A 24563-nucleotide genomic window follows, 5' to 3' on the forward strand; every position below is an offset into this window, starting at 1 on the left:
TGATCAACTCGGAAATCGTGATTTTGTTGAGTCACTTTCTACAGTGGTTTATGAGTTATAATATACACTTTTTTAAAATTTAGAACTTTTATGTCAATCTCAGATTTATATTCTAAGGAGAAAAATATAAATTATATGTTAAGGAATTATTATTTTAGATTAATAAGTGCAGTATTATTAATATCAATTTGTTGTTCGTTATTTGGTCAAACATTATTGAAATTAATAGAATTAACTAGTAGTTATTATAAGTACCTATTGATTTTAACACCATTGATATTAGTTTTTACTAAGTTTAGTAATAGATACTTACACACCAGTGCGATAGGTATGAAGTATTTTATTGAAGCAGCAACTGATAAAAAAGAGAAAGTTACGTGGGAATTCCCCTTTCTTTTGACTTTGAATACTTTATTGGCTCACAGCTTCGGTGTTAGTGTAGGGCGTGAAGGTGTTGCTGTGCAATTGGGTGGAGCTATTGGTGGTAATATTGCTCCGGATGATTTCAGTACAGAGAAAAAACAATTTTTTGTGAAATTAGGCATGATTTGTGGGTTTGCTGGATTATTTCAAACTCCGTTAGCGGCTGTAGTATTCATTTTAGAGGTTGTCAGCGACAAATTTAACTTTACAATAAATAAAATTTTTGAGTATGTAACATACATTGCTGCAGCGTATATAAGTGCGTATATATCACATAAACTTGGTTTGGAAAAGTTCTTTGTTGCTATAGATGTAAGTGAAATTAATATAAATTTAGAGTTCATTTCTAAATTATTCTTAGTTGGGGTTGTTTTTGTTTTTGTAGGAATCTTATTTGTTCTACTTCAAAGAAAAACAAAAGGATTAGTAGCTTTGAATACAAATATCATTTGGATTCTTCTGGTTGTTTTTATTTTAGTTAATATTGTTTTCGATTACAGATATGCTTCATTAGGTACAAATTTAATTGATTTTTCTTTTACAGATTTTGAACAGATTCAGGTTTATGATTTTATGTTGAAAATTATATTAACAGCTATTTGTACAGGGATAGGCTTTAGTGGAGGGGAGGTTACTCCGCTGTTTGCGATTGGAGCAACTTGTGGAGTAATTCTAGGAATTTGGCTAGGGCTACCAATTCTAGTAACAGCAGCATTAGGATACTGTTTAGTATTTTCAGCGGCAACTAAGACATACATTACACCTATATTTCTTGCATTAGAAGTATTTGGATATAAATTAATGTTATTTGTAGTAATCCCTGCAATATTAATTTATTTAATCAATAAAAAATATAGTATCTATAAATAATTAAATACACCCTAGTGTGAAAATTCACGCTAGGGTGTATTATTATAATCCAAGTATATTTAGTATCTCTTTTTTATATTTTAATTTTTGTTCATCTTGATTATTTTCATCAAGATTTATTTTTATTTCAGATACAATTTCACCAGGTTTATTTTTAATGATATAAATTCTATCGCTTAGGTCAATAGCTTCGTCTATATCGTGAGTGATTAGTAGAGTAGTTATATCAAGTTTATTCTTGATTTCAAGATACCAAGAATGTAATGATATTTTAGTAATTGCATCGAGTGCACTGAAGGGTTCGTCTAGTAAAAATAGTTCTTCTTTGAACATATATGTACGTAGAAGTGCAACCCTTTGACGCATACCACCACTTAATTCACTAGGATATTTATCTTTATATTCATAAAGATTAAATAATTTAAGATTTTTTATTGCTTCTTCTTCTGCTTCTTTTTTATTGATTTTTCTTATTAAAAGAGGAAGTATAATGTTTTGAATAATAGTTTTATGTTCTAATAATAAGTCTTTTTGAAGCATATAACTTACACGACCTTTATAGTCTGTGTTACCTTTTATAGATATTTCTCCACTTTGAAGAGGATTTATACCCGCAATAATGTTAAAAAGGGTAGTTTTACCAACTCCACTTCCACCAAGTATAGAAACAACTTCACCTTTATCGACATAGATGTTTATATCTTTTAGTATTTTATTGTTAGGATAATTGAAAGATAAGTTTTTTATTGATAATATATTCATTATTTTATATAGTCATTGCTGAATCCAGTGTTTTCTGCAAGAGGTTGTTTTGTGATTTTGTTTTCGTTAATCCAACGGTAGAATGCATTCCATCTGTTAGCATCGAATTCACCCCAGTGATCTTTGTTTGATGCATATTGTTTAGATAGATATTTTTGAGATTCAACGACGAAATCTTTTTTATCTTTCAATTCTGGAGCATTTTTAATTAAAATCTCTGCAGCTTCTTCAGGATGTTCCATAGCATAGACATATCCTTTCTTAATAGCTTTAAGAACTTTTTTAGCTTCTTCTTTATTTTCTTTTAAGTAATCATTATTAGCAATAATTACTGGAGAGTAGTAGTCTAAATCTTTATTGAAATCTTTTAGATAGAAGTAGTTAATATCTAGTTTCATGCTTTCAGCTAATTTACCATCCCATGCATAGTAAATCCAAGCTGCATCGAAAAGACCATTTTCTAGTGGAGTAACAGAGTTTGTATCCGTATTTGGAGCTAGATTTAATTTATTAGCATCTCCACCTTGTTTTTGAATTAGTGATTTAACCATTGCTAATTCTACTGGATCATTCCAAGTCCCGTATTTTTTACCTTCAAGGTCTTTAGGTTCTTTAATATTGTTTTTCTTAAGTGAAATAATACCAGATGTATTGTGTTCGATAATTGCAGCTACGGCAGTGATTCCTGCACCTTTAGAAAGTTTGTTAGCCATTGAGTCTTGGTAGTAGATACCAAAAGGTGCTTTATTATTAATAATTAAGTCAGAAGTACTATCTTCAGGTGCTGGCTTAATGTCAAGATCAATACCTTCTTCAGCGAAGTATCCTTTTTCTTTTGCTACATATAGTCCAGTATGGTTTGTGTTAATCGCCCAGTCAAGTACGAAATCTACTTTTTTAAGTTCTTTTTTCTCTGCGTTTTTATTAACTGTACTACATGCAGTTAATGAGATTGCTAAGATAAAAGCAAAAACGCTAGTTAATATCTTTTTCATGATTTTCTCCTATGTATTTCCATTTAATAAATTTTTTCTCACTTAGTTTAACAAGTTCGATACTTAGTAAACTAATAACTGATACTAGTATTATGATTGCAAACATAGTATCGTATTCAAATAATTTTTTCGCTTTAATCATGTAAACTCCAAGTCCTTCAAAGCCACCTAGCCATTCAGCAACCACTGCTGCGATAAAGGCATAAGATACACTAACTCTAAGTCCAGCATAGAAGTAGCTTAGACTCGTTGGGATTTTCACATGCCAAAGTATTTGTAATTTACTAGCATTCATTAATTGTAATAAAGTAATCATATCTTTATCACAGTTTCTAAATCCATCTAGAATACTTACAACAATTGGGAAAGTCGTTGTTAAAACAATTAATACGATTTTTGGTGTAAGTCCATAACCCAACCAAAGCACAAGTATAGGTGCTATTGCAATAGTTGGTATGGTTTGAGTCAGTACAAGAAGTGGATAGATAGACTTGTTAAATATTGGTATGCTATCCATAATTAAAGCAAGAAGCCATGCTATGACTATTCCTAGGAATAGACCTATAATAGCTTCGAGTAGGGTGATTTTGCTGTGAAATATTAATAGTTCGTAGTTTTTTATAAAAGCTTTAACTATTTCAACAGGTGTAGGTATGATATATTTTGGAAGTAAACTGAGATTACCAGCTCCTTGCCAAATAACCACTAAACACAACATAGAAATAGTTGCTGCATATTTATTGATTAAATTTGTCAATTTTCTCATTTATAGTTAAAACATCTCCATAGTTAATTTTCACATTTGCAAAAATATTCTTACTGTCCTCACCCGCTAGGACAAAGCATTCTTTAAGAGTATCCATAAGTTCGTTGAATTCCCCTTCAATTACTGTTTCGAATGGAGTAACAATTACATTTGAATGCTTATTTTGTAGAAAATAGATAACTTTATCTATTATCTTTAGTCTTCCGTCATGATTATCAAGAGGAAGAATTTGTAATGCAATACTGCAATTTATCAAAATAAAAAACCTCCTTACAATATAAGGGGGGTCTAAGTTTGTCTTTAAGCTAAGTGTGCCTACGCTAGCATTATCTAGATCAGGCGCGGTCGAAATATTTATATTCCCTCTCAGACTGTTCACAGACTCCCGTATAAATAATTATAGCATACAGACAAAAAAAACAATAAAAGAGCTTACAGAAATAACAGTATTTCATGAAAAAATAAAAAATTAATGAAAAATGATTTACATAAATATTGACATTTTCATTTCTAAACAGACTAATAAAAATATTTGAGTTGATTCGAAATCTACAATTCTAATATATTAATAAATAAATTATTTTTGATTTTTCTATTAATATATGGTAGAATTATAAATCATAAATAAAATAAAAGAGGGATATACCAGTGAAAATTTTAAGAGAAATTATGGAATGGGTAGTAGTTGTAGTAGTTTCTATTGCTATTTATCTGCTTATAAGCACATATCTTATCGCACCTTTTACAGTAAAAGGACATTCGATGGACTATACTTTTGCTGATAACGATAAAGTTTTCGTTAATAAATTCAGTAAAAATTATGAGCGTGGCGATGAAGTTGTATTCCATGCAAATGAAACTGATGACTATATTAAACGTATAATCGGAGTTCCTGGAGATACTATAGAATACAGAAACGATGTACTATACGTGAATGGTCAAAAAGTTGAAGAGCCATACTTAGCTCAAAAAATTAAAGAAGCTAATGCTTCTGGAACGGCACCATTTACACCAGATTTTAATATTGAATTTTTAAGTAGTACAAAATCTAAAACTGTGCCAGAAGGTACATACTTCGTATTAGGAGATAACAGACAACACAGTACTGATAGTCGTGTATTTGGATTTGTTAAGAAAGAAGCGATGATTGGGAAAGTAAGTTTAAGATACTATCCATTTAGTTCATTCAAATTCTTTTAATAAATACTAAAAGAAAAATTTAATATATCGAATTATTTTAGTTGCTAAAAATTTAGCGTTATGCTAGAATAATATACGGGCACTCTTAATGAGTGATTTAAGAAACCACCCCCTGCGATAATTTCGTAGGGGGTTTATTATTTTTTATAGAAGGAGAACACAATGACAAAGTATATTTTTGTAACAGGTGGAGTAGTATCATCATTAGGAAAAGGTATTGTAGCGGCATCAGTAGGTCGTGTATTAAAAAATAGAGGATTAAAAGTAACATTACAAAAATTCGATCCATATTTAAACGTTGACCCAGGAACAATGAGTCCATACCAACACGGAGAAGTTTTTGTTACAGAAGATGGAGCTGAGACTGACTTAGACTTAGGTCACTATGAAAGATTTATCGATGTTAACTTAGGACAATATTCTAACGTAACTGCAGGACGTGTTTATTCTTCAATTATTGAAAAAGAACGTCGTGGAGATTATTTAGGAGGAACAGTTCAAGTAATTCCTCACGTAACAAATGAAATTAAATCACGAGTATTGCTAGCTGGAGAATCTAGTGATGCTGATGTTGTTATTACAGAAATTGGTGGAACAACGGGAGATATTGAATCTTTACCATTCTTAGAAGCAATCCGTCAAATACGTAGCGATTTAGGACGTGATAATGTATGTTTTATTCACTGTACATTATTACCGTACATTAAAGCAGCAGGAGAAATGAAAACTAAGCCAACACAACAATCTGTTAAAGAATTACGTGGTTTAGGTATTCAACCAGATATTATCGTAGTTAGAAATGAACTTGCTTTAAACGATGAGCTACGTGCTAAGATTTCATTATTCTGTGACATTCCAAAACAAAACGTTATTGAAAGTCGTGATGTAAGTAATCTATATCAATTACCAGTAAATCTTAAAGCTCAAAAAATTGATGATATCGTGTTAAATCATTTTGGTTTAACTGCACCTGAAGCTGATATGACGGAATGGTTATCATTAGTAGATAGAGTAGATAACTTAAAAGAAGATGTAAGAATCGCATTAGTAGGTAAATACGTAGAACTTCACGATGCTTATATTTCTGTTGTAGAATCTTTAAAACATGCAGGATATAAAAACAATGCTAAAGTTAAAATTGATTGGATTCAATCTGAAGATATTACAGAAGAAAATGTTCATGAGTATCTTAAAGATGCAGACGGAATCCTTGTACCAGGTGGATTTGGTGATCGTGGAGTTGAAGGTAAAATTACTACTATTAAATACGCACGTGAAAACAAAGTGCCATTCTTCGGTATTTGTTTAGGTATGCAACTTGCTGCTGTTGAGTTTGCACGTAACGTGTGTGGTTTAACTGGAGCACACTCATCAGAATTAGATCCAAATACACCATATCCAATTATTAACTTATTAGCGGACCAAGAAAATGTTGTAGAAATGGGAGGAACTTTACGTTTAGGAAGTTATCCATGTACATTAACAGAAGGATCTGTGGCTCACAAAGAATATGGAGAAATCAATATTACTGAGCGTCACCGTCACAGATATGAATTTAATAACTTCTATCGTGATCGCTTAACTCAAAAAGGAATGGTATTATCAGGAGTTAGTCCAGATGGTAAATTAGTTGAAATCGTAGAAATTCCTGAACACCCATGGTTTGTAGCTGGTCAATTCCACCCAGAGTTTAAATCACGTCCAGAAAAAGCACACCCATTATTCGCTGGATTTATTAAAGCAAGTTTAGAAAATAACAGATAAAAATTTCTATTATAAATTATGAAATTATTAGATTTAATAACTGACTTTGAAGAAAATCGTAATGAACTTTTAGCTGAATCAATGTCTAAATATATGAAGGATAAGTTTAGATTTTTAGGTGTACGTGGTACAACTAGAACGGAAATCTATAAAAAATATTTTCCAGATACAAGAAAGACTAAAATCATCGATTGGGACTTTGTTGAGAGTTGTTGGAATAAAGAAGAGAGAGAATTTCAATATGTAGTTGTTTATTATTTAAAGGCAATGCAGAAATTCTTAAAAAGAGAAGATATTTCAAGGTTAAAATATCTAATAGTGACAAAATCATGGTGGGATACAGTTGATTTACTTGCAAAGGTTATAGGTAGCTTGGTTATTCGTATCGAAGGTTATGATCAAATAATGCTTGAGTGGAGTAAGGACAGTAACATTTGGTTAAAACGAGTAGCTATTTTGTACCAATTGTCACTTAAAGAAAAAGTAGATAAACAAATTTTAGAAAGAATTTTAGTAGGCAACCTAGGTGATAGTGAATTTTTCATTAATAAAGCTATAGGGTGGGCACTTCGCGATTACTCTAAATATAATCCAGAGTGGGTAAGAGAATTTATTAAAAAGAATAAGGATAATATGGCTAATCTTAGCATAAGAGAAGCTAGCAAGTATATCTAGAAAGGAGCGATTTTTAATCGCTCTTTTCTTTTTTTTAAAGTAATAATTAATATTTAGTGGAATCGATAGTATATTTGTTCTGATTATCCTATATAATGAATTAAGATATTACGATTATCAGAAAAAAGATAATGATATCTCTTTTTTCATTAAAAATAAGATGTTATACTATTAATAAAAGATAAGTAGTATTAATTCTATTATTTAACATAATAATTTATTGATATAGTCTTTGAAATTGGAGAAAATAATATAGAGGTTGGAGAAAAATGAAAAGAATAGTTATAAGCTTTTTTGTAATATTCCTTTCCGTATTATTATTCGCTGTACTTCCTTTAGTTTTGAAGAATAAACAAGAAGAGTATATAGATTTTTCTGAAGTAACAGAAACAGTTGATAATAGTGCGAAGGATGATGAAACTTTAAGAATTGGATTAATTTCCGTAACTGGTGATAATAAGAGTTATATTTTAGAAAAAGAATTAGCTAATTATATCGGCGAGAAATTGAATAAGAAAGTAAAGTTAATACAGAAAAAAAGTTATAGAGATATAAATGTTTTGTTAAAAAATAATAAGATAGATGTTGCATTTTTATCGACAGGAGCATACTCATTGTATGAAGATAAGGAGTCTTTAGAACTTTTAGCAAGACCGAATAGGGGAAAAGCATACTATCATCCTATAGTTATAGCTAAAAAAGATTCTAATTTGAAAAACATAGAAGATTTGAAGAAGCAGAGCTTTGCATTTGTAGATACTTATAGTTATTCTGGATACTTAGTAATGAATGATTATTTAAAGAAAAATGGTGTGTCAGCAAATAAGTTTTTCAGTAATAGTTATTTTACTCACAGTCATGAAGAATCAATAAATCAAGTAACTAATGGAACTGTTAAAGCTGCTATTGTCGATGATTGGGCGTTACAGTATATTTATAATAATTTTCCAGATACTGCACTTAATATAAAAATAATAAAAACATTTCCAGAGGTTGCAACTGGGCCGGTAGTAACTCATAAAAACTATGAAGAAAAAGATAAGCTTAAACAGATTTTGCTATCTATTGATAAGGATAGTGCAATAAAAGGCACGCTATCACAGCTTCAAATTGAAAAATATGAAGAAACCAAAGCTAGTGATTATCCTAATTTAATAAGCGAGGATTAATATATGGCAAAACTAAAGATAAAAAATAAAATTATTATATTCTTCATAGTAATTTATACTATATATTTAAGTGTGATTTTGGCTTTTACTTACGTCAGTAACAAAGATATACTAGAGAGTGCTTTAAAAGATAGAATAACCCAGACTTATTATCAACTTTCAGGAAATATTTCTGAAAATATAAAGACAGAAAATACTTATGAAATTCATCAAAAAATACATAGTGCAGCATTAAATAATGAAGTTGCATACATTATTGTATTTGATAATGAAAAAAATATCTTAGGAAAAACATTGAAAGAAATCCCTCAAAAAATTGCAACGTTTAATGATGAACAGTTAAATAACTTTAAGAAATATGATAGTTCAAGAGGGGAAATATTAGAGTATATATCTCCCATAGATGATGTTAATATCGGTTATATTAGAGTTGGATTTTACACGAAAAACATTTATATGAAAACATATAGTCAGTTTTTAAGAATTCTTATTTTAAATATGTCAGTATTTGTTATGCTATTAGTTATTGCATACTACGTTTCAAAATTAATAGAACGCCCAGTGCAAGATTTAACTTCTGTAACCGATGAAATAATTCGCGAAGGCGAATATAGGACAAAGATAGAAAAAGAGAATTATAGTCGTGATTTCCATGTCCTTGTCAGCTCTATAAATAAAATGGTTGAGAACAATAAAAAGAATAAAAAATTAAATAACTATCTATTAAATAAAATATTTAGAATTCAAGAGGAAGAGAAAAAGATGTTGTCGAGAGAACTTCATGATGAAGTTAGTCAATCTCTAGCAAGCCTTTTGTTTTTAATAAGTAATTTAGTAGATAAAGAAAGTGACCGAAAGAAAAAAGATCGCTTAGTATTAATTCGGTCTGAAATAGAAAATAGTTTAAGTAATATTAGAAATATAGCTGTTAATTTGAGACCACCTAGTGCTGAACTTAGCTTAGGAGAAGTAATTAGTAAATATATTGAAGATTACAAGAATTTGTACGGTATAGATATTGATTTTTATACAAACTATGAGGGTGGGAAAAATAATAATTTTGATATTACCCTTTATCGTATTATTCAAGAATCATTATCGAATATAAAACGCCATTCAGGAGCTACAGAAGTACAAATTAAATTATATGAAAATACAGATTATATAATTTTAACTATTGCGGATAATGGAATAGGATTAACTAAAGAACGAGTGGAACTAGCAAAGAAACAAGGACGATTAGGAATTTATGGTATACAAGAGAGAATTTTTGATTTTTCTGGTGAATTTAAACTATTGAAAAATAATAAATACTCTACTATACTGATGTGTAAATTTAAAATAGAAATGTTAAAAGAGGAGAAAATTGATGAAAATATTATTAATTGATGATCATAAATTGATAAAAATAGGGATCAAAGTTCTTTTAGAAGATAACGAAGAATTTAGTGTTATAGATGATTGTTCAAGTAAAAAAGAGTTTCTAGAAAAGATAACCAATGATTCTTATGACTTATTTATATGCGATATATCATTATCTGATGGAACTGGTTATGATATACTTAAAGTAATAAAAGAGAAGAAAATAAATACAAAAGTAATTATTTTAAGTATGCATGAAGATAAATCTTATATAAAAAAAGCATTTAAATTAGGCGCTTCGGGTTATGTAACGAAGAGTACTGCTCATGAAGAAATACTCCTTGCTATAGATAAAGTTATGTTTAAAAATGATATATACCTAAATGAAAAATACGCTACGATTTTCTATGAATTATTTAAAGAAGATAAGGAAATAGAACTTAGCGAAAGAGAAAAAGAGGTAGGACGATATATTGTTGAGGGTTATACATTAACTGATATTGGAGAGAAATTGTTCTTAAGTGTTAAAACTGTAGATACGTATAAGAAACGTCTTATGGAAAAAACTAATACGAAGAAAAGAAGTGAACTAGTAGAATATCTAAAGTCAAACTTAATATTATAGTAATAAACATAAAGAAAAAAACGGGTGACGATTATAGAAATCATCCGTTTTTTTTATAAAAAACACCTCTATCAATTTAAGGAGGATCAATGATCTTATTTGATAGAGATGTTTTTTCATTAGTTTTCTAATTGTTTTGATGTTTTCTTGAATAGTGTTAATGAGATGAATACGAATGCTAACACACAAGAAATGATTAGTGCGTAGAAACCTCCGTTCCATCCGAACACGTCAACAAGTTTACCCATTACATAACCAGCACTCGCTGATCCAAGTAGGTAACCGAATAGTCCAGTTAGACCAGTAGCTGTACCTGTAGCAACACGTGGAACTAAGTCTGCTGCTTGAAGACCAATCATCATAACAGGTCCATAGATTAAGAATCCGATGGCTACTAGACAGATATTGTCAATAAGTGGGTTACCTGGAGGGTTTTTCCAGTAAATGAATACTGCAACAAGTACTCCAGTTAAGAATAATAACATTGGAGGAGCACGGTGTCCTTTGAATACTTTATCACTTAAGTAACCACTAGCTAACATACCGAAGATACCAGCATATTCATATAAGAAGTAAGCCCAGCTTTGTTTGTCAACAGAGAAGTGTTTTACTTCTTTTAAGTATGTTGGAGCCCAGTCGATAATTCCGTAACGAACGAAGTATACGAATACGTTAGCAACTGCGATAGCCCATAGGAATTTGTTGTTAATAATGTATTTAAAGAAGATATCTTTTGCTGATAATGTGTGAGCAGATTCAACTTTTTCTACAATTTTTTCACCTTTCCATTCATCTACAGGTGGTAAACCTTCAGATTCTGGAGTATCTTTCATTAGGTAGAACATGATAATTGCTAAAATAATAGCAATAGTTGCTGGTAAGTAGAATAATGATTGCCAAGCACCAAAAACAGAAAGTCCTACAAGTGCAAGAGGTCCGATTAATCCACCACCAAGGTTGTGAGAAACGTTCCACCAACTCCACCAAGCACCACGCTCAGAAGCTGAGAACCAGTTAGTCATTGTTTTAGCACCAGGTGGGTAACCCATACCTTGAAACCATCCGTTAAGTGCTGATAAGAAAATCATTAATGTTAATGAAGATAGTACTGCAGGAACAAGACCAAAAATTAAGCTGACTGCAGCAGAAGCAACTAAACCAATAGTAATAAAGTACTTAGGATTACTTCTGTCTGATACGTTACCCATGATGAATTTACTGAAACCATAAGCTAATGATAGAGCAAGTGAAACTTTCCCTAAGTCAGCTTTAGAGTAACCGTATTGGTCGATTAAATAAGGGATAGCAAGTGAGAAGTTTTTTCTGATTAGATAGTACGCTGCGTATCCAATGAATACCCCTGAGAATACTTGCCATCGAAGTCTTTTATATTCAGCATCTGTACGAGCACTGTCGATTCTCGGTTTAGGTGCTGAAGCTTTTAGAAATGAGAACATTTAGAATTCCTCCTTAACTTTAATTATATATTATATTAAATTAATATAGTTTTTTAAAAGTATAAAACCTTTTATTTAATAAGTTTTTATAGCAATTTAATATTTTTTAAATCGCATATTTATTTAAACTATTTAACTTATAAAATAATTATATAAGACTAGAAAACGTTTGTAAATGCTAATAGAAAAAGTTTTTTTCTTTTAGAAAATACCTTACACTTTTTGTAAGAATAAATCTTACAAAATATAATAATTGACAAATCAACTATTATTAATTATAATAGTTTTTAAATGATTGACTTATCAATTGATAGAGGAGAACAATATGGATGTTAAAGACTATATAAAATTATTACACAATTTGAAAATTTTAGAAATAAAAGTCGCGAATATTTTCGAAAAAAGATTAGAAATAAGTTTAACAAGATTTCAAATTATAAAATATTTATATGAAGTAGAGGTCGCTACACCTAAGCAACTAGCACAAAGCTTAGAAATAGATGCGGCTGCTATAACAAGACATTTAAAAATACTAGAAGAAGGAGAATATATAACAAAGCGTCGTAATGAGCAAAATAATAGAGAAGTATTTGTAGAACTTACACAATATTCCAAAAATAAAGTGGATCAGTGTGTTAAAGAAACTGACATTAGAGAATTTATTGGTCCAGAATTTACCAATGATGATTTTGAACAGTTGGTAAAATTGCTTAATAAATTCAATAATAATTTAATTTAAAAAGAGGTATAAAGATGGGTATAATAACAATAATTCTAACAGTTTTAGTAGCATTACTATTTTTCTATATTATGTATTTAGAAACATTTGCTACAGATTCTGACAGTATAAGTAGAGTATTTAATATTGAAAAAGAAGAGTAACAGAGACCTAATTTAAATGTTTTATTTAAAAATCAAGGTGTATATAATGGATTAATCGGGGTTGGCTTACTATACGGAACATTCTTATCAAAAAATCCTAAAGAAATTGTAGGAATGTTACTAATTTATATTATATTAGTAGCTATTTACGGTGGTTTAACTAGTGATAAAAAAATTATTCTAAAGCAAGGTGGATTACCAATCTTAGCTTTAATTTCATTAATTTTATAGAGAGGGATATTAGCATGAAAAATACAGCAGTAATTATTGGGGCAACTGGAGCAGTAGGTAGAGAAATAGTAAATGAGATATTAAGTGGTGAATATTATAATAGAGTTTATATTTTAGGAAGAAGTTCTATCAGTAAATTACCTGATGATAGTAGGTTGGAAAAGATAATCATAGATTTTGACAATATAGATTTTGATATGGATATATTAGAAAATGCAGATGTTTTTGCTAGTCTTGGAACAACGATAAAAACTGCAGGTTCAAAAGAAAATCAGAGAAAGATTGACGTTGACTATACTGTGAATTTTGCTAAACTTTGTGAAGGGAAGGTAAGAAGCTTTAATGTTGTTTCAGCAATTGGTGCTAATAGTAAGTCGAAAAACTTCTATAATTCACTAAAAGGTGAACTAGAGGATAAACTAAAAGAGATGAATCTTAGAACGCTTAGAATTTTCCAACCATCACTTCTTATTAGTAAACGCGATGATAATAGGTTTTTAGAAGAAATATTTATGAAGGTAGCGCCGATTTTTCAATTTGTATTAAAAGGGAAGATTAAAAAATATAGTCCAATAGAGGCTAGTTTATTAGGAAAAGTATTAGTTCGCTTTGCAACTGAAAATAAAGGAAAAGGAACATATACTTATAATGATTTTTAATAGAAATTAAACTAAATTATCTAGAAATAATTGATAGTAATTATCATTTATTTCTAGATTTTGTTTTTTATTTATTGTAGAATATAAATATGACATATATTAAGGAGTGACATTATGAAGAAGGAAATGGGACACAAATTTTTAAAAAATTTAGGTAAAACTAGATTGAGACCTGGAGGAATCAAAGGTACCAATTTTTTATTTGCTCATATAGAATTTAAAAAAGGTGACAGGATTCTAGAAGTTGCTTGTAATAGGGGTGTAAATCTTCTTGCCTTAGCTAAACAATATCCAAAAACTACTTTTATTGGAATAGATGTGGATAAAGTAGCAATATTAGAAGCACAACTTGAGGCGATGAAAAATAATCTTAATAATATTGAATTTATTAGAGCTGATGCCTTCCATTTAGAATTTCCGGAAAATAGTTTTGATTATATTATTAATGAAGCGATGTTAACTATGTTTAGTAATAAAAGTAAGAATAAGGCACTAAGTGAGTATTATAGGGTATTGAAACCAGGTGGATTATTATTAACTCATGATATCTTATTGCTGAACAATTACGATAAAACAAAAAAACAATTATCTGATGCGATTAATGTAAATGTATCGCCATTATCTAAAGAGGACTGGTTATCGTTATTTGAAGAAGCAGAATTTAAAACGGTCAATTATATGCATGATAAACTGACACTACTTACAGCATCGGGACTATTGGCAGATGAAGGGGTAATAAATTCACTAAGAATAATCAAGAATGGTTTTAAAAAAGATAATAGAAAGCAATTTATTAAAATGGGAACAACTTTTAAAAAATTAGAAAAAGATATGAATTTTATTTGTTTTGTTAATAAAAAAGTTTTATAATAAGAGTATGAAAACGTTTATATAAGAAATAGATATAGAGATAAAATTATAATAAAGGAGAATTAGTATGAGTGTAGGAATAATTTTTGAAGAAGCGGGATTGTTAAAAAAACATGACAGATTTAAATTAGTAAAAAAAGTAGGGAAACAAGGTGAACTAATAGCGAAACATAACCATCCAGAAGCCTTGGTAGTATTTACTTGTGTTAAAGGAGAGGTTAAGGTGTACTTAAATGATGATGAAGTACATATTGTTGAACCAGGGGAAGTTCTTCATTTTGATGGAGATAATTATATTAATGCTGAATTTTTACAAGATGGAGAAGTATTTGTAACTTTAATTCATAAATAATTCCTAAAATTATTATGAGATATTTGGCACATAGAATTGTATAAAATTAGAATCTTCCAATTGTTTTTATAGCAATCTAAATTATTATTTTAAGGGAGGATATATTATGTTAAATCAAGTAATATTAATAGGAAGACTAGTTAAAAAGCCTGAACTAAAAGAAAGTGATAAGAAAGTAAACTATATTAAAGCAACATTAGCTGTTCAATCTGATTTTAAAAATAAGGATGGAAATTATGATACAGAATTTTTCGAGTTTACTACTTTTGGTAAAACTGCAGAAAATACCGCTAAATATTGCGAAAAGGGAAGTTTACTTAATATAGTAGGAAGTTTGAATAATAATGTATATACTGACAAGAATGGAGTAAAACACTATCAAATGTCTGTAATTGCTAATAAAGTTTCTTTTTTAAGCAAAGGAACGAAAAAAGAAGAAAAAGAGTCAGAAGACGTATTTGTCTTAGGTCAATAAAATTAAATACTAATTTAGATTGCATAAATCTCTAACATAGGTTAAACTATGTTAGAGATTTATTTTTTTGTTGCATTTTTTTTTCGTATAATAATGTATAAAAAAAATAAAATTTATTAATAGAAAGGAAGCGATATTATGGAAGAAATCAAAGTGAAATATTTTAAAGAAGGAAAATTGATGACAATACCAAAAAAAGAGAAGAATAAGATCCCTGTTCTTCAGTTAGTTTTACAGATGTTAAAGGAAAAATCGTTAGAATTTACTGAAAAGGAATTGAATGAAGCAATAAAGGATATTTATCCAGATTATTCTCTAATTAGGAGATATCTTGTTGATTATAAGTTTTTAGAAAGAGATAATTATGGAAAAATGTATAAGATAGTAGGGGAAAAAGATGAATAATACCAAATTTTATTATTTGTATAGTATTTTATCTACAACAGCACTATCATTCTTTAATCCGATTTTATATATTTATCTGTTGTCAAAAGATTTTTCTTTTACTGAAGTTGGGTTATATTTATCGATTTTTTGGTTGGTTTCATTTATGACTGAGCTTCCATGTGGAGCAATCACCGATAATATCGGAGCAAAAAATAGTATTCTTCTAAGTGTGATTTTTAGGGTTGTTGGATTAATATTGTTGCTTAGCAATAGTTTAATATTGTTATATATATCTGCTATATTATCTGCCATTGCAGAGTCATTTCAATCGGGAACTTTAACAAGTTGGTTTGTTAATGTGAACAATAAAAATAATAAAGAAATAGATATAGATAAAGTTCTTTCTAGAAGTTCACTATATTCACTATTTTTCTCAGCGGTAATAGGATTTATAAGTGCAAAGTACGTGTATGTATATTATAAAAGTTTGTCGATAATATTGAGTATGTCAATTTTTATTATTTCGTTTTTATTTACATATTTATTTATGCAAAAATTAGAACAGACACAAAAAATATCTATTGAGAATTTAAAAGGTTCAATAGTTACGGTGAAAAATTCGTTAAAAGAAACACTTTATGTAAAAAGTAGTGTATTTCTTATGATACTGTTTGTTATTCCTTCTATTTTAGATCTTGGACCATCAAATCAGTGGCAAGCTGTATTTGAAAAGTTAGATGCAGATATTATCGGTTATGTTTGGATTGGTATATCAGTTAGTGGGATGTTCGGAAGTGTTATATATGAAAAATTATCAAATAAATTATCAAAGTTACGTATTTTATATTTCTTTGTAATTGTAAATCTTGGAATTCTATTAATGTTTATTTTTATTCAAAATGTATATGCTAAGTTTATACTATTTATGCTATTTATTGTATTTTTCACTTTAATGAGCATACAGGTTAATGTATTTATGCATAAATATTTGGTAAAAAGTGATGAGAATAGGACGACAACAGTTTCTATATTCTATACTCTTGAATCTATCATTGTAGCAATATTATTGTCTGTAAATGGAGTGCTAACTGATAAAATAGGAATAGAAAATACGTGGTTAGCATTTATGGCACTGGTAGGAGTAATAATTTTATTATTTATGTTTGTCAAACTGAAAAAGAGAAGAATTAAATAGTTTAATTATTAATTTTAAAAATCTTTAATATAGGAAAATCTATATTAAAGATTTTTTTTGTGAAGGTAAACGATTGATATTGCTTATTAATTAGATTAATAGTAAAATAATTAGTATAAACTTATATACAAGGAGTTCATATTTTGAAAAAATACAAATTATCAATATTATTAGCAAGTGCAGTATTAGGAGGAGTAGGTGCTACTTACTTATCAGCTGAGGTGAATGAAGTCTCTGCGGCAGAAGTAAAAACAGAAGTAGTGACGCCTGCTACTACAACAGATAAAAATGAAGGTACACCGGCTGGAGCAACTGCATCAGCAGCTCAAGTAACAGCGCCTAAAGAAGTAAAAAACATAGGTGAAGTACAAGGAGAAAGTCACGAGAGTCCTTTAGCTGGGAAAGAAGTAATAATTAACAATGTTGTTGTAACTAAAACTGATAAAACAGGTTTCTATGTTCAAGATAAAGTTTCTGATAACAATCCGAGAACATCTGATGCAGTTTATGTTGCTTCAAAGGATAAAGTTGCTTCAGGAGACTTACTAAAAGTTCAGGGTACTGTTAAAGAAGGTTATATGGAAGAATACTCTGTAAAACCAGGTCAAACTTTTAAAAAACCAGCAGGTAGCCTAACAGTTACTCAAATTATCAACGCAACTATAACAAAATTAGGTAAAGCAGAATTACCAAAAGCATTAAACATTTCTGAAAAAATGCCAAAGGATATAGTTGACCAAACACCAACTAAATATAATCCTGAAACTGAGGCACTAGACTACTGGGAGAGTCTAGAGGGGATGCGTGTAGAAGTAACTAAACCAAAAGTTACAGGTCCACAATATAAAGGTGATATTTATGTATTACCAGGAGACTACAAAGGTCAAAAACTTAATAACATCGGTGGGGTGAATCTTCGTCCAGGTGTCCAAAATACAGAAGTATTACCAGTAACTGTTGGGAATAAATTTGTAGCAAAAGCAAAAGATTACTTTAATGAAAATATCTCAGGAGTAGTTACTTATAGAAACAAAACATACAAAATTGATCCAAGTACTGTACCAACACTACAAGATGGAGGATTAAAACGTGAAGTTTCAAAAATCTATCCAGCTGAAGATAAATTAACTATCGCTTCATACAACATTGAAAACTTCTCAGCTAACAATAATGGACATGATGAAACACCAGAGGAAAAAGTTGATAAAATTGCTAATTCATTCATCAAAGAAGTTCACAGTCCTGATATTATTACTCTAATCGAAGTTCAAGATAATAATGGTGGAGTTAATGATGGAACTGTTGATGGAGTTAAGAGTGGAGAAAAATTAGCTCAAAGAATTAAGAGTCTTGGTGGACCAGATTATAAATATACAGAAATAGCTCCAGTTGATGGAAAAGATGGTGGTAAACCAGGTGCTAACATTAGGGTAGCTTACTTATATAATCCTAAGAGAGTAACTCTAATTGGTAAAGAAAAAGGTGGAAGCGAGGAAGCTGCACGCTTTGTAAATGGTCACCTTGAGAAAAACCCAGCGAGAATTGATCCAACAAGCGTTCATTTCGAGAAAGTTAGAAAATCATTAGCTGCTGAATTTGAATTTAAAGGTGAAAGAATAGTAGTAATTGCAAACCACTTAAAATCAAAATTAGGAGACGATGCAATCTATGGTTCTAACCAACCATCAGTAGAAAATACAAAAGCAAAACGTATTGAAGAGGCTAAAATTCTTAATGCCTTCATTAAAGAGGGATTACGTCAAAATCCTAACTTAAAATTTGTTCTTACAGGAGACTTCAATGACTTCGAATTCTCAGATAGTGTGAAAACAATTGTAGGAAACGAGCTTGTTAACTTAATGGCTGAACATGAACAAGGAGATAGATACTCATACTTCTACCGTGGAAGTAACCAAAGTTTAGATAATGTTTTAATTTCTAAAAATATCAAGGATAAAGTAGTGTTCTCTCCTGTGCATATTAATGCTTCATTTATGGAAGAGCACGGACGTGCATCTGACCACGATCCTGTAGTTGTTCAAATCGACTTTAGTAAATCAGCAGCTCCAGAATCACCTGGGTTAAATCCGATAAATCCAGCTAACCCTGATAGTCTAAAAGATTCAACAAACTCAGCTACTTCTGAACAAACAGAAAAAGATGTTGTACGTACAGTTAGATTAGCTGATGGAGTAACAGTCTCAGTTAAATATAATGAATCAAAAATCAACAATATTGATAAATTTGTTGCTCAAGATATTACAGGAGAAAGAGCTAAAGAAATAAAAGAATTAGTTAAAGAATTTAATTCGGAATTAAATGTAGTAAGAACTTTAGAACTTCACTTTGAAGATAAAGATGGTAAAGAACTAAAAGCTACAGGAGAAAATCGTGTTGTTACTTTAGCAGTGGTTAAAGATGAAAATCAACAATTGAAAGTATATCACGTTAATGGCAATGTGTTAGAAGAAATAAAAAATACTTCATATGAAGATGGAAAACTTACTTTTAATACAAATCACTTCAGTACATTTGTTATTACAGCTCAATCATTAGTTCTTGGAAATAATACTGCGCAAGCAGATGCTACAAACACAGTGCCGAAAGAAGCGCCTAGAGCAAAAGAAGATAAAAAAGCTAAAATATTACCAAATACTGGTATCAATTCTTCTAGTACAGAAGTAGCAGGATTAGGATTGATTGCTTTAGTTGGACTTGCAGTTAGACGTAAACTTTCTAAATAATTAATTAACAAGTGAATAGGGAATATAATTTATAAGTAAAAAATATACGTATTATTTATTATTTTAGATATATCTAATAACGTGTGTTATAGAGACTTGAGAATAAGATTTTATAAATCATTATTTTCAAGTCTTTTTTTGAGAAGCAAGTATAATCATTAGAGAAAAAAGTCGAAATGTGATAAAATTTTATAGTTAAGCAAAATAATGATTGAGAGGTATTAATCATGAAAACAGTGTTATTTATTGATAATCTTGAAGTATTTGCTAATCATGGATTATTTGAAGAAGAGAATAAATTAGGTCAGAAATTTATTTTTGACATAGAATGTGAACTTAATTATAAGAAAGCTATGTTCAGTGATGAAATGACAGATAGTATTAGTTATGCTGATATTGCAGAAGTTGTTGTGAAAACTGCTACGACTAATACATTTAATTTGCTAGAAAGATTAGCTGGAGAAATTTTAAAAAATATTTTTACTGAATTTTCTCAAATAGAAAATATAAATTTAAAAATTAATAAACCAGGAGCACCGATAAAATATCATTTTGAAAAATGTGGTGTAGAAGTAAAAACGTCACGTGAGGAGTTTTATAACTTATAATGATTATACTAGCGTTAGGAACTAATATAGAGCCAAGAGAACAGTATTTAAAAGATGCTTTAGCAAAAATAGAAGATAATAATCTCAAGATTATTTTAGAGAGCAGTATTTATGAAACACCTGCATGGGGTGGCGTAGCTGATCAAAATTTTTTAAATATGTGTATAGAAATAGAAACTGAACTAGAAGCATATGAACTACTAGATACGGTTCAAAAAATAGAACTTGAATTAGGTCGAGTTCGTAAGGAACACTGGGGTAATAGGACAATAGATATTGATATAATTACATTTAATGATTTAGCTTTTAATGATGAAAGATTAATTGTTCCACATAAATTTATTCATGATAGAAACTTTGTTTTAGCTCCTTTAGTAGAAATGTACGGCAGTATAGAGGTAGCTGGGAAAAACATAAAAGAATCATTAGAAAAAATAACAGAACCTATAAGTATATATAAAGAAAAATTGTAAAATGAAAGGATAAAGAATGTTTAAAATTAGAGAAGTAGAAATTCCAAATAGAGTTGTTTTAGCACCTATGGCAGGTGTGTGTAATGCCGCATTCCGTTTAACAGCGAAAGAATTCGGAGCGGGATTAGTTTGTGCTGAGATGGTGAGTGATAAAGCTATTTTATTTAATAATAAAAAAACGATGAATATGTTATATATCGATCCAAGAGAACGTCCACTAAGTTTACAAATCTTCGGAGGGGAGATTGAAACGTTAGTAGAAGCCGCAAAGTATGTTGATAAAAACACAGAAGCTGATATTATTGACTTAAATATGGGATGTCCGGTACCAAAGATTACTAAAGTCGATGCTGGTAGTAAATTACTTCTTGATCCAGATAAGGTATATGAAGTAATTGCAAGATTAGTAGACTCTGTTTCTAAGCCTGTAACAGTAAAAATGCGTATGGGATGGGATGATGAGCATATTTACATAATGGATAATGCTAGAAACGCAGAGCGTGCTGGTGCTAGTGCTATTGCTATCCACGGTAGGACAAAAGTTCAAATGTACAGTGGTAAAGCTAACTGGGATGTAATTCGTGATGTGAAAAAAGAATTGAAAATTCCAGTAATTGGTAATGGGGATGTAACTTCACCAGAACTTGCGAAAAAAATGTTAGATGATACTAATTGTGACGCTGTAATGATAGGACGAGCAGCTCTAGGAAATCCTTGGATGCTATATCGTACAGTTAAGTACTTAGAAACTGGTGAATTAACTGAAGAACCAAGTCCAAGAGAAAAAATTGACGTTTGTCTACTTCACTTAAGAAGACTTATGGAAATTAAACCTGAAAGAGTAGCCGTACACGAAATGAGAAAACACGCTGCATACTACATGAAGGGTATTAAAGGTGGAGCAAAAGTTAAAAAAGAATTAAATACTTTAAACTCATATGCTGAGATGGAAAATCTATTCGGAGAATTCCTGGATTATCTTGAGTCTGGTATTGTAGCTCCAAAAAAAGAAATAATCATTTAATGCATTGAATTATTATTTATAATAAATAATAATAATTCTGAAAAGAGGTTATACACATAATAGTATAACCTCTTTTTTATAGTTAAAAAAGAATATAAAAAATATTTAAATATTTTTTAAGGTCGTATAAATGTATGAAATTAGAGGTTTCTATGGTGTTATTTAAACAAGGATGGATATAGGATTTATAAATAATTAAACTACAAATAAATGTTAGAGAGTGGTAAACTTTAAAAAGTATCTAGAAAATAATAATTTAATGTGTTATAATTAAGAAAAAAGAAAACGTTTTAAAAGGTGAGGTAGTTATATATGACTAGAAAGGCAAAAATTATAGCAACTTTGGGAAATAGTACAGAGGGATTGTTAGAGGAGATTGTTGCTAGAGGTGCTGATGCTGTATTAATTGATACATATTATGGAAGTACAGAAGAATGCATCGAAAGAATTAATAAAATAAAAGAATTAAGAGACGAATTAGATAAAAATACTGCAATAATTTATGATTTAGATCATATTTATGCAGAAAGTAAATATAAACTAATAAAAATAGAAGAAGAAAATGTCCGTTTTGCTTGTCAAAATGATGTTGATTTTGTTGCCTGTCCATTTGTTAGTAACCTAGATGAAATTCGAAAAGTAAAAGACATATTGCAAGTTCAAGGGAAAAAGGATATTGGGTTAATAGTAAAAATTGACTGTAAAGAAGCATATGAAAGCATCGATGAAATTATTCAATTTGCTGATTCTATTATGATAAATAGGGATGAACTTGGTATGGAATTACCATATCAAAACTTACCAAGTATTCAAAAAGAAATTATTAGAAAAGCTAATGATGCAACGGTAGAGGTAATATTAACAACTCAAATGTTACACTCTATGATTTATAATCCTAGACCTACACGTGCAGAGGTTTCGGATGTAGCGAATGCAGTTATTGATGGAGTAGATGCAATAATGTTGATAGAAGAAACAGCAACTGGAAGCTATCCAAAAGAGGCATTACAAACTGTCGATAAAATTATTAGTTATGTTGAAACTCAAGATAGAGTATTTGATAGAAATGAAGATGAGTATAAAAACCACAAGATGGATATTGCGCACGCGATCTCGTTGTCGACTAAATATTTGCTTGATTCTATAGATGTAAATAATATTGTAACTTATACAAAATCTGGTAGCACAGCTAAGTTTATCGCAAGATATAAACCAAAAGTTCAAATTTTGGCTGTAGTACCTTCAAAACAAAATGCTAGAAAGTTAGCTTTATCACGTGGTATTACTACATTTATTGAAGAAAGAACACTTACTATGGAAGAAATGTTAAACTTGGCACCAAAATTTGCTAAGGAATCAGGTTTAGCAAAAGAGGGAGACTATATCTTAATCACAGCAGGACAACCAGATCTTGGAAAAGATAATGTTCCTCCAACGGATTTCGTTAATATAAGACAAGTTTAAAATTTATATTTTCATAATATTAAGAGGTCGAACTAAGTAAAAAGTTCGATTTCTTTTTTTATTTTATATAATCTATTCTGAATTTTATATTTTAGTAGAAAAATTTAGGTATTCGTTATAAATTTTATTATGTTATATAGGCTTATTATTAAAGAGATTTTTAAAAAACATGATATAATTTAATGTGGAATTTAGATATGTAAACATAGATTTTTAGAAAGGAGTATTTTTTATGAATAATAATAAATCTTTATTAAGTAAAATTGTAAAGTATGTCTTAATACTTTTATTTGTAGTTGGTGGAGTATTTGGAATATATTCTTATATGAATAATAATTCTAATGAACCACAAGTTCGAGTTGGGTAAAAAATAGAATCTACACAAGCCAAGGAAGAACCTAAGAAAAATGATGAATATGTAGTTGAACAAGCTGAGAAAGATTATTTGGCTAATAAGTTTAAAGACTTAAAAGCAATAAATAATGAGGTTATTGGATATATGTATGTTCCTGGTGATGGTAATGATTCGCTTAAAGAACCGATTTTACAAACAACAAATAACTCTAAGTATTTAGAGTATGGAATTAATAACAAACCAGCTCCATTTATTGGTGCAGTTTTTATGGATTTTGAAAATAAACCAGGTTTAGATCAAAGTGATGTAAAATGGGTATTCGGACATGCTCGTGCGGGAATTGAGGAGAAGAAAATAACATTGGATACAAGAGTATTCAACAATATGAACTGGTTTGCTAAAAAAGATTATTTTGATAGTCATAGAGTTGTAGTTATGGAAACTCCGGAAAGAAAATACTATTATGAAGTAACAGGAGTTAAAGTGGTTCATGAAGATACTAATCTATATCAGATACCAACAACTGCTGATAAAAAAGATGAATTTATAAGTTTATTTAAAAACGGATCAAGAAATTGGCTAGAGAATACTAAGATATCTGGAGAGGATAATATGACAGTATTTGCTACTTGTCGTTTAGATGATGTATCATTAAGAACATTAGTATTAGCTAGACAGATTCCAGATAAAGAATTAAAAGAATTCTTAGAAAAAAATAAAGAATTATTAAATAGTTAATAATAAAAGGCACAACGTAAAAAATTCTGCGTTGTGCT

At 29.6% G+C, this 24563-nt stretch carries 26 protein-coding genes and 1 pseudogene; 22 read left to right on the top strand and 5 right to left on the bottom strand.

Annotated features, from left to right (window positions below; genetic code table 11):
* The first annotated feature begins 135 nt into the window (after nucleotides 1–135).
* Complete coding sequence (locus tag GEMHA0001_RS01970; RefSeq protein ID WP_004263920.1) at nucleotides 136–1293, top strand: chloride channel protein; 1158 nt, start codon at nucleotides 136–138, stop codon at nucleotides 1291–1293.
* Nucleotides 1294–1335: 42 nt separating this feature from the next.
* On the opposite strand, the gene GEMHA0001_RS01975 is transcribed toward GEMHA0001_RS01970, so the two are convergent.
* The 4 genes from GEMHA0001_RS01975 to GEMHA0001_RS01990 are packed head-to-tail and all read right to left on the bottom strand — an operon-like array spanning nucleotide 1336 to nucleotide 4072.
* Nucleotides 1336–2055, bottom strand: a complete 720-nt coding sequence (locus GEMHA0001_RS01975) for an ABC transporter ATP-binding protein (protein ID WP_004264142.1) — start codon at nucleotides 2053–2055, stop codon at nucleotides 1336–1338.
* Nucleotides 2055–3050, bottom strand: coding sequence for an ABC transporter substrate-binding protein (locus tag GEMHA0001_RS01980; protein WP_004264163.1), 996 nt, complete (start codon nucleotides 3048–3050; stop codon nucleotides 2055–2057). The genes GEMHA0001_RS01975 and GEMHA0001_RS01980 overlap by 1 nt, the downstream gene beginning before the upstream one ends.
* Entirely contained in the window at nucleotides 3031–3816 is a 786-nt protein-coding gene (locus tag GEMHA0001_RS01985; RefSeq protein WP_040464264.1) for an ABC transporter permease, read from the bottom strand. The genes GEMHA0001_RS01980 and GEMHA0001_RS01985 overlap by 20 nt, the downstream gene beginning before the upstream one ends.
* Nucleotides 3788–4072: a thiamine-binding protein gene (locus GEMHA0001_RS01990; protein WP_004263982.1), complete on the bottom strand. Its 285-nt coding sequence runs from the start codon at nucleotides 4070–4072 to the stop codon at nucleotides 3788–3790. Before GEMHA0001_RS01990 ends, GEMHA0001_RS01985 begins: the two co-directional genes overlap by 29 nt.
* A 392-nt stretch (nucleotides 4073–4464) precedes the next feature.
* Here GEMHA0001_RS01990 and lepB point away from each other — a divergent pair, with 392 nt between their 5' ends.
* From lepB to GEMHA0001_RS02020, 6 genes are all read left to right on the top strand, one after another.
* Nucleotides 4465–5016, top strand: a complete 552-nt coding sequence (gene lepB / locus GEMHA0001_RS01995) for a signal peptidase I (RefSeq protein ID WP_004264198.1) — start codon at nucleotides 4465–4467, stop codon at nucleotides 5014–5016.
* A 162-nt stretch (nucleotides 5017–5178) separates the two neighbouring features.
* Nucleotides 5179–6780: a CTP synthase gene (pyrG, locus tag GEMHA0001_RS02000; protein ID WP_004264069.1), complete on the top strand. Its 1602-nt coding sequence runs from the start codon at nucleotides 5179–5181 to the stop codon at nucleotides 6778–6780.
* 18 nt (nucleotides 6781–6798) lie between these two features.
* A complete protein-coding gene (locus GEMHA0001_RS02005) occupies nucleotides 6799–7455 on the top strand; it encodes a DNA alkylation repair protein (protein WP_004264006.1) in 657 nt (218 codons plus the stop codon).
* 269 nt (nucleotides 7456–7724) lie between these two features.
* A complete protein-coding gene (phnD, locus tag GEMHA0001_RS02010; protein ID WP_004263775.1) occupies nucleotides 7725–8624 on the top strand; it encodes a phosphate/phosphite/phosphonate ABC transporter substrate-binding protein in 900 nt (299 codons plus the stop codon).
* A gap of 3 nt (nucleotides 8625–8627) precedes the next feature.
* Entirely contained in the window at nucleotides 8628–10013 is a 1386-nt protein-coding gene (locus tag GEMHA0001_RS02015) for a histidine kinase (protein WP_004264037.1), read from the top strand.
* The gene (locus GEMHA0001_RS02020) at nucleotides 9994–10611 is read left to right on the top strand and encodes a response regulator transcription factor (protein WP_040464266.1); all 618 of its coding nucleotides are present in this window, start codon (nucleotides 9994–9996) and stop codon (nucleotides 10609–10611) included. The genes GEMHA0001_RS02015 and GEMHA0001_RS02020 overlap by 20 nt, the downstream gene beginning before the upstream one ends.
* A gap of 119 nt (nucleotides 10612–10730) precedes the next feature.
* Here the strand turns inward: GEMHA0001_RS02020 and pgtP are convergent, their stop codons facing one another.
* Nucleotides 10731–12068, bottom strand: coding sequence for a phosphoglycerate transporter protein PgtP (pgtP, locus tag GEMHA0001_RS02025; protein WP_004264000.1), 1338 nt, complete (start codon nucleotides 12066–12068; stop codon nucleotides 10731–10733).
* A 325-nt stretch (nucleotides 12069–12393) separates the two neighbouring features.
* On the opposite strand from pgtP, the gene GEMHA0001_RS02030 reads away from it, so the two are divergent.
* The 15 genes and pseudogenes from GEMHA0001_RS02030 to srtB all read left to right on the top strand — a co-directional run bounded on the left by GEMHA0001_RS02030 (nucleotide 12394) and on the right by srtB (nucleotide 24525).
* Nucleotides 12394–12807 carry a MarR family winged helix-turn-helix transcriptional regulator gene (locus GEMHA0001_RS02030; RefSeq protein ID WP_004263935.1) on the top strand — a complete coding sequence of 138 codons (414 nt, stop codon included), beginning with the start codon at nucleotides 12394–12396 and terminating at the stop codon, nucleotides 12805–12807.
* 14 nt (nucleotides 12808–12821) lie between these two features.
* Nucleotides 12822–13181, top strand: a pseudogene (locus tag GEMHA0001_RS02035) (DUF1304 domain-containing protein).
* A 14-nt stretch (nucleotides 13182–13195) separates the two neighbouring features.
* Nucleotides 13196–13840, top strand: a complete 645-nt coding sequence (locus GEMHA0001_RS02040; RefSeq protein ID WP_004264017.1) for an NAD(P)H-binding protein — start codon at nucleotides 13196–13198, stop codon at nucleotides 13838–13840.
* A gap of 114 nt (nucleotides 13841–13954) precedes the next feature.
* Complete coding sequence (locus GEMHA0001_RS02045; RefSeq protein ID WP_004263724.1) at nucleotides 13955–14710, top strand: class I SAM-dependent methyltransferase; 756 nt, start codon at nucleotides 13955–13957, stop codon at nucleotides 14708–14710.
* 67 nt (nucleotides 14711–14777) lie between these two features.
* Nucleotides 14778–15062 carry a cupin domain-containing protein gene (locus tag GEMHA0001_RS02050; RefSeq protein ID WP_004264040.1) on the top strand — a complete coding sequence of 95 codons (285 nt, stop codon included), beginning with the start codon at nucleotides 14778–14780 and terminating at the stop codon, nucleotides 15060–15062.
* 106 nt (nucleotides 15063–15168) lie between these two features.
* Complete coding sequence (locus GEMHA0001_RS02055; protein WP_004263834.1) at nucleotides 15169–15537, top strand: single-stranded DNA-binding protein; 369 nt, start codon at nucleotides 15169–15171, stop codon at nucleotides 15535–15537.
* 138 nt (nucleotides 15538–15675) lie between these two features.
* Nucleotides 15676–15942 carry a DUF2087 domain-containing protein gene (locus GEMHA0001_RS02060; RefSeq protein WP_004263801.1) on the top strand — a complete coding sequence of 89 codons (267 nt, stop codon included), beginning with the start codon at nucleotides 15676–15678 and terminating at the stop codon, nucleotides 15940–15942.
* Complete coding sequence (locus GEMHA0001_RS02065) at nucleotides 15935–17119, top strand: MFS transporter (protein WP_004263843.1); 1185 nt, start codon at nucleotides 15935–15937, stop codon at nucleotides 17117–17119. Before GEMHA0001_RS02060 ends, GEMHA0001_RS02065 begins: the two co-directional genes overlap by 8 nt.
* A 143-nt stretch (nucleotides 17120–17262) precedes the next feature.
* Complete coding sequence (locus GEMHA0001_RS02070; protein WP_004263991.1) at nucleotides 17263–19863, top strand: endonuclease/exonuclease/phosphatase family protein; 2601 nt, start codon at nucleotides 17263–17265, stop codon at nucleotides 19861–19863.
* Between the two features lie 227 nt (nucleotides 19864–20090).
* Nucleotides 20091–20471, top strand: coding sequence for a dihydroneopterin aldolase (folB, locus tag GEMHA0001_RS02075; RefSeq protein ID WP_004263828.1), 381 nt, complete (start codon nucleotides 20091–20093; stop codon nucleotides 20469–20471).
* Nucleotides 20471–20944 carry a 2-amino-4-hydroxy-6-hydroxymethyldihydropteridine diphosphokinase gene (gene folK / locus GEMHA0001_RS02080; protein WP_004263996.1) on the top strand — a complete coding sequence of 158 codons (474 nt, stop codon included), beginning with the start codon at nucleotides 20471–20473 and terminating at the stop codon, nucleotides 20942–20944. Before folB ends, folK begins: the two co-directional genes overlap by 1 nt.
* A 16-nt stretch (nucleotides 20945–20960) precedes the next feature.
* Nucleotides 20961–21968, top strand: coding sequence for a tRNA dihydrouridine synthase DusB (gene dusB, locus GEMHA0001_RS02085; RefSeq protein ID WP_004263927.1), 1008 nt, complete (start codon nucleotides 20961–20963; stop codon nucleotides 21966–21968).
* 312 nt (nucleotides 21969–22280) lie between these two features.
* Entirely contained in the window at nucleotides 22281–23432 is a 1152-nt protein-coding gene (locus GEMHA0001_RS02090) for a pyruvate kinase (RefSeq protein WP_004264003.1), read from the top strand.
* Between the two features lie 232 nt (nucleotides 23433–23664).
* Complete coding sequence (locus GEMHA0001_RS09285) at nucleotides 23665–23799, top strand: hypothetical protein (RefSeq protein ID WP_004263747.1); 135 nt, start codon at nucleotides 23665–23667, stop codon at nucleotides 23797–23799.
* 3 nt (nucleotides 23800–23802) lie between these two features.
* The gene (srtB, locus tag GEMHA0001_RS02095) at nucleotides 23803–24525 is read left to right on the top strand and encodes a class B sortase, LPKTxAVK-specific (protein ID WP_224207489.1); all 723 of its coding nucleotides are present in this window, start codon (nucleotides 23803–23805) and stop codon (nucleotides 24523–24525) included.
* Nucleotides 24526–24563 lie beyond the last annotated feature (38 nt).

The organism is Gemella haemolysans ATCC 10379 (assembly GCF_000173915.1).
GTDB classification, from domain to species: domain Bacteria; phylum Bacillota; class Bacilli; order Staphylococcales; family Gemellaceae; genus Gemella; species Gemella haemolysans.

Excerpts from the sequence above, each read along its gene's own strand:
- GEMHA0001_RS01970 (WP_004263920.1), top strand. The coding sequence starts at position 136 with ATGTTAAGGAATTATTATTTTAGATTAATAAGTGCAGTATTATTAATA.
- GEMHA0001_RS01975 (WP_004264142.1), bottom strand. The coding sequence starts at position 2,055 with ATGAATATATTATCAATAAAAAACTTATCTTTCAATTATCCTAACAAT.
- GEMHA0001_RS01980 (WP_004264163.1), bottom strand. The coding sequence starts at position 3,050 with ATGAAAAAGATATTAACTAGCGTTTTTGCTTTTATCTTAGCAATCTCA.
- GEMHA0001_RS01985 (WP_040464264.1), bottom strand. The coding sequence starts at position 3,816 with ATGAGAAAATTGACAAATTTAATCAATAAATATGCAGCAACTATTTCT.
- pyrG (WP_004264069.1), top strand. The coding sequence starts at position 5,179 with ATGACAAAGTATATTTTTGTAACAGGTGGAGTAGTATCATCATTAGGA.
- GEMHA0001_RS02005 (WP_004264006.1), top strand. The coding sequence starts at position 6,799 with ATGAAATTATTAGATTTAATAACTGACTTTGAAGAAAATCGTAATGAA.
- phnD (WP_004263775.1), top strand. The coding sequence starts at position 7,725 with ATGAAAAGAATAGTTATAAGCTTTTTTGTAATATTCCTTTCCGTATTA.
- GEMHA0001_RS02015 (WP_004264037.1), top strand. The coding sequence starts at position 8,628 with ATGGCAAAACTAAAGATAAAAAATAAAATTATTATATTCTTCATAGTA.
- GEMHA0001_RS02020 (WP_040464266.1), top strand. The coding sequence starts at position 9,994 with ATGAAAATATTATTAATTGATGATCATAAATTGATAAAAATAGGGATC.
- pgtP (WP_004264000.1), bottom strand. The coding sequence starts at position 12,068 with ATGTTCTCATTTCTAAAAGCTTCAGCACCTAAACCGAGAATCGACAGT.
- GEMHA0001_RS02030 (WP_004263935.1), top strand. The coding sequence starts at position 12,394 with ATGGATGTTAAAGACTATATAAAATTATTACACAATTTGAAAATTTTA.
- GEMHA0001_RS02040 (WP_004264017.1), top strand. The coding sequence starts at position 13,196 with ATGAAAAATACAGCAGTAATTATTGGGGCAACTGGAGCAGTAGGTAGA.
- GEMHA0001_RS02045 (WP_004263724.1), top strand. The coding sequence starts at position 13,955 with ATGAAGAAGGAAATGGGACACAAATTTTTAAAAAATTTAGGTAAAACT.
- GEMHA0001_RS02050 (WP_004264040.1), top strand. The coding sequence starts at position 14,778 with ATGAGTGTAGGAATAATTTTTGAAGAAGCGGGATTGTTAAAAAAACAT.
- GEMHA0001_RS02055 (WP_004263834.1), top strand. The coding sequence starts at position 15,169 with ATGTTAAATCAAGTAATATTAATAGGAAGACTAGTTAAAAAGCCTGAA.
- GEMHA0001_RS02060 (WP_004263801.1), top strand. The coding sequence starts at position 15,676 with ATGGAAGAAATCAAAGTGAAATATTTTAAAGAAGGAAAATTGATGACA.
- GEMHA0001_RS02065 (WP_004263843.1), top strand. The coding sequence starts at position 15,935 with ATGAATAATACCAAATTTTATTATTTGTATAGTATTTTATCTACAACA.
- folB (WP_004263828.1), top strand. The coding sequence starts at position 20,091 with ATGAAAACAGTGTTATTTATTGATAATCTTGAAGTATTTGCTAATCAT.
- folK (WP_004263996.1), top strand. The coding sequence starts at position 20,471 with ATGATTATACTAGCGTTAGGAACTAATATAGAGCCAAGAGAACAGTAT.
- dusB (WP_004263927.1), top strand. The coding sequence starts at position 20,961 with ATGTTTAAAATTAGAGAAGTAGAAATTCCAAATAGAGTTGTTTTAGCA.
- GEMHA0001_RS02090 (WP_004264003.1), top strand. The coding sequence starts at position 22,281 with ATGACTAGAAAGGCAAAAATTATAGCAACTTTGGGAAATAGTACAGAG.
- GEMHA0001_RS09285 (WP_004263747.1), top strand. The coding sequence starts at position 23,665 with ATGAATAATAATAAATCTTTATTAAGTAAAATTGTAAAGTATGTCTTA.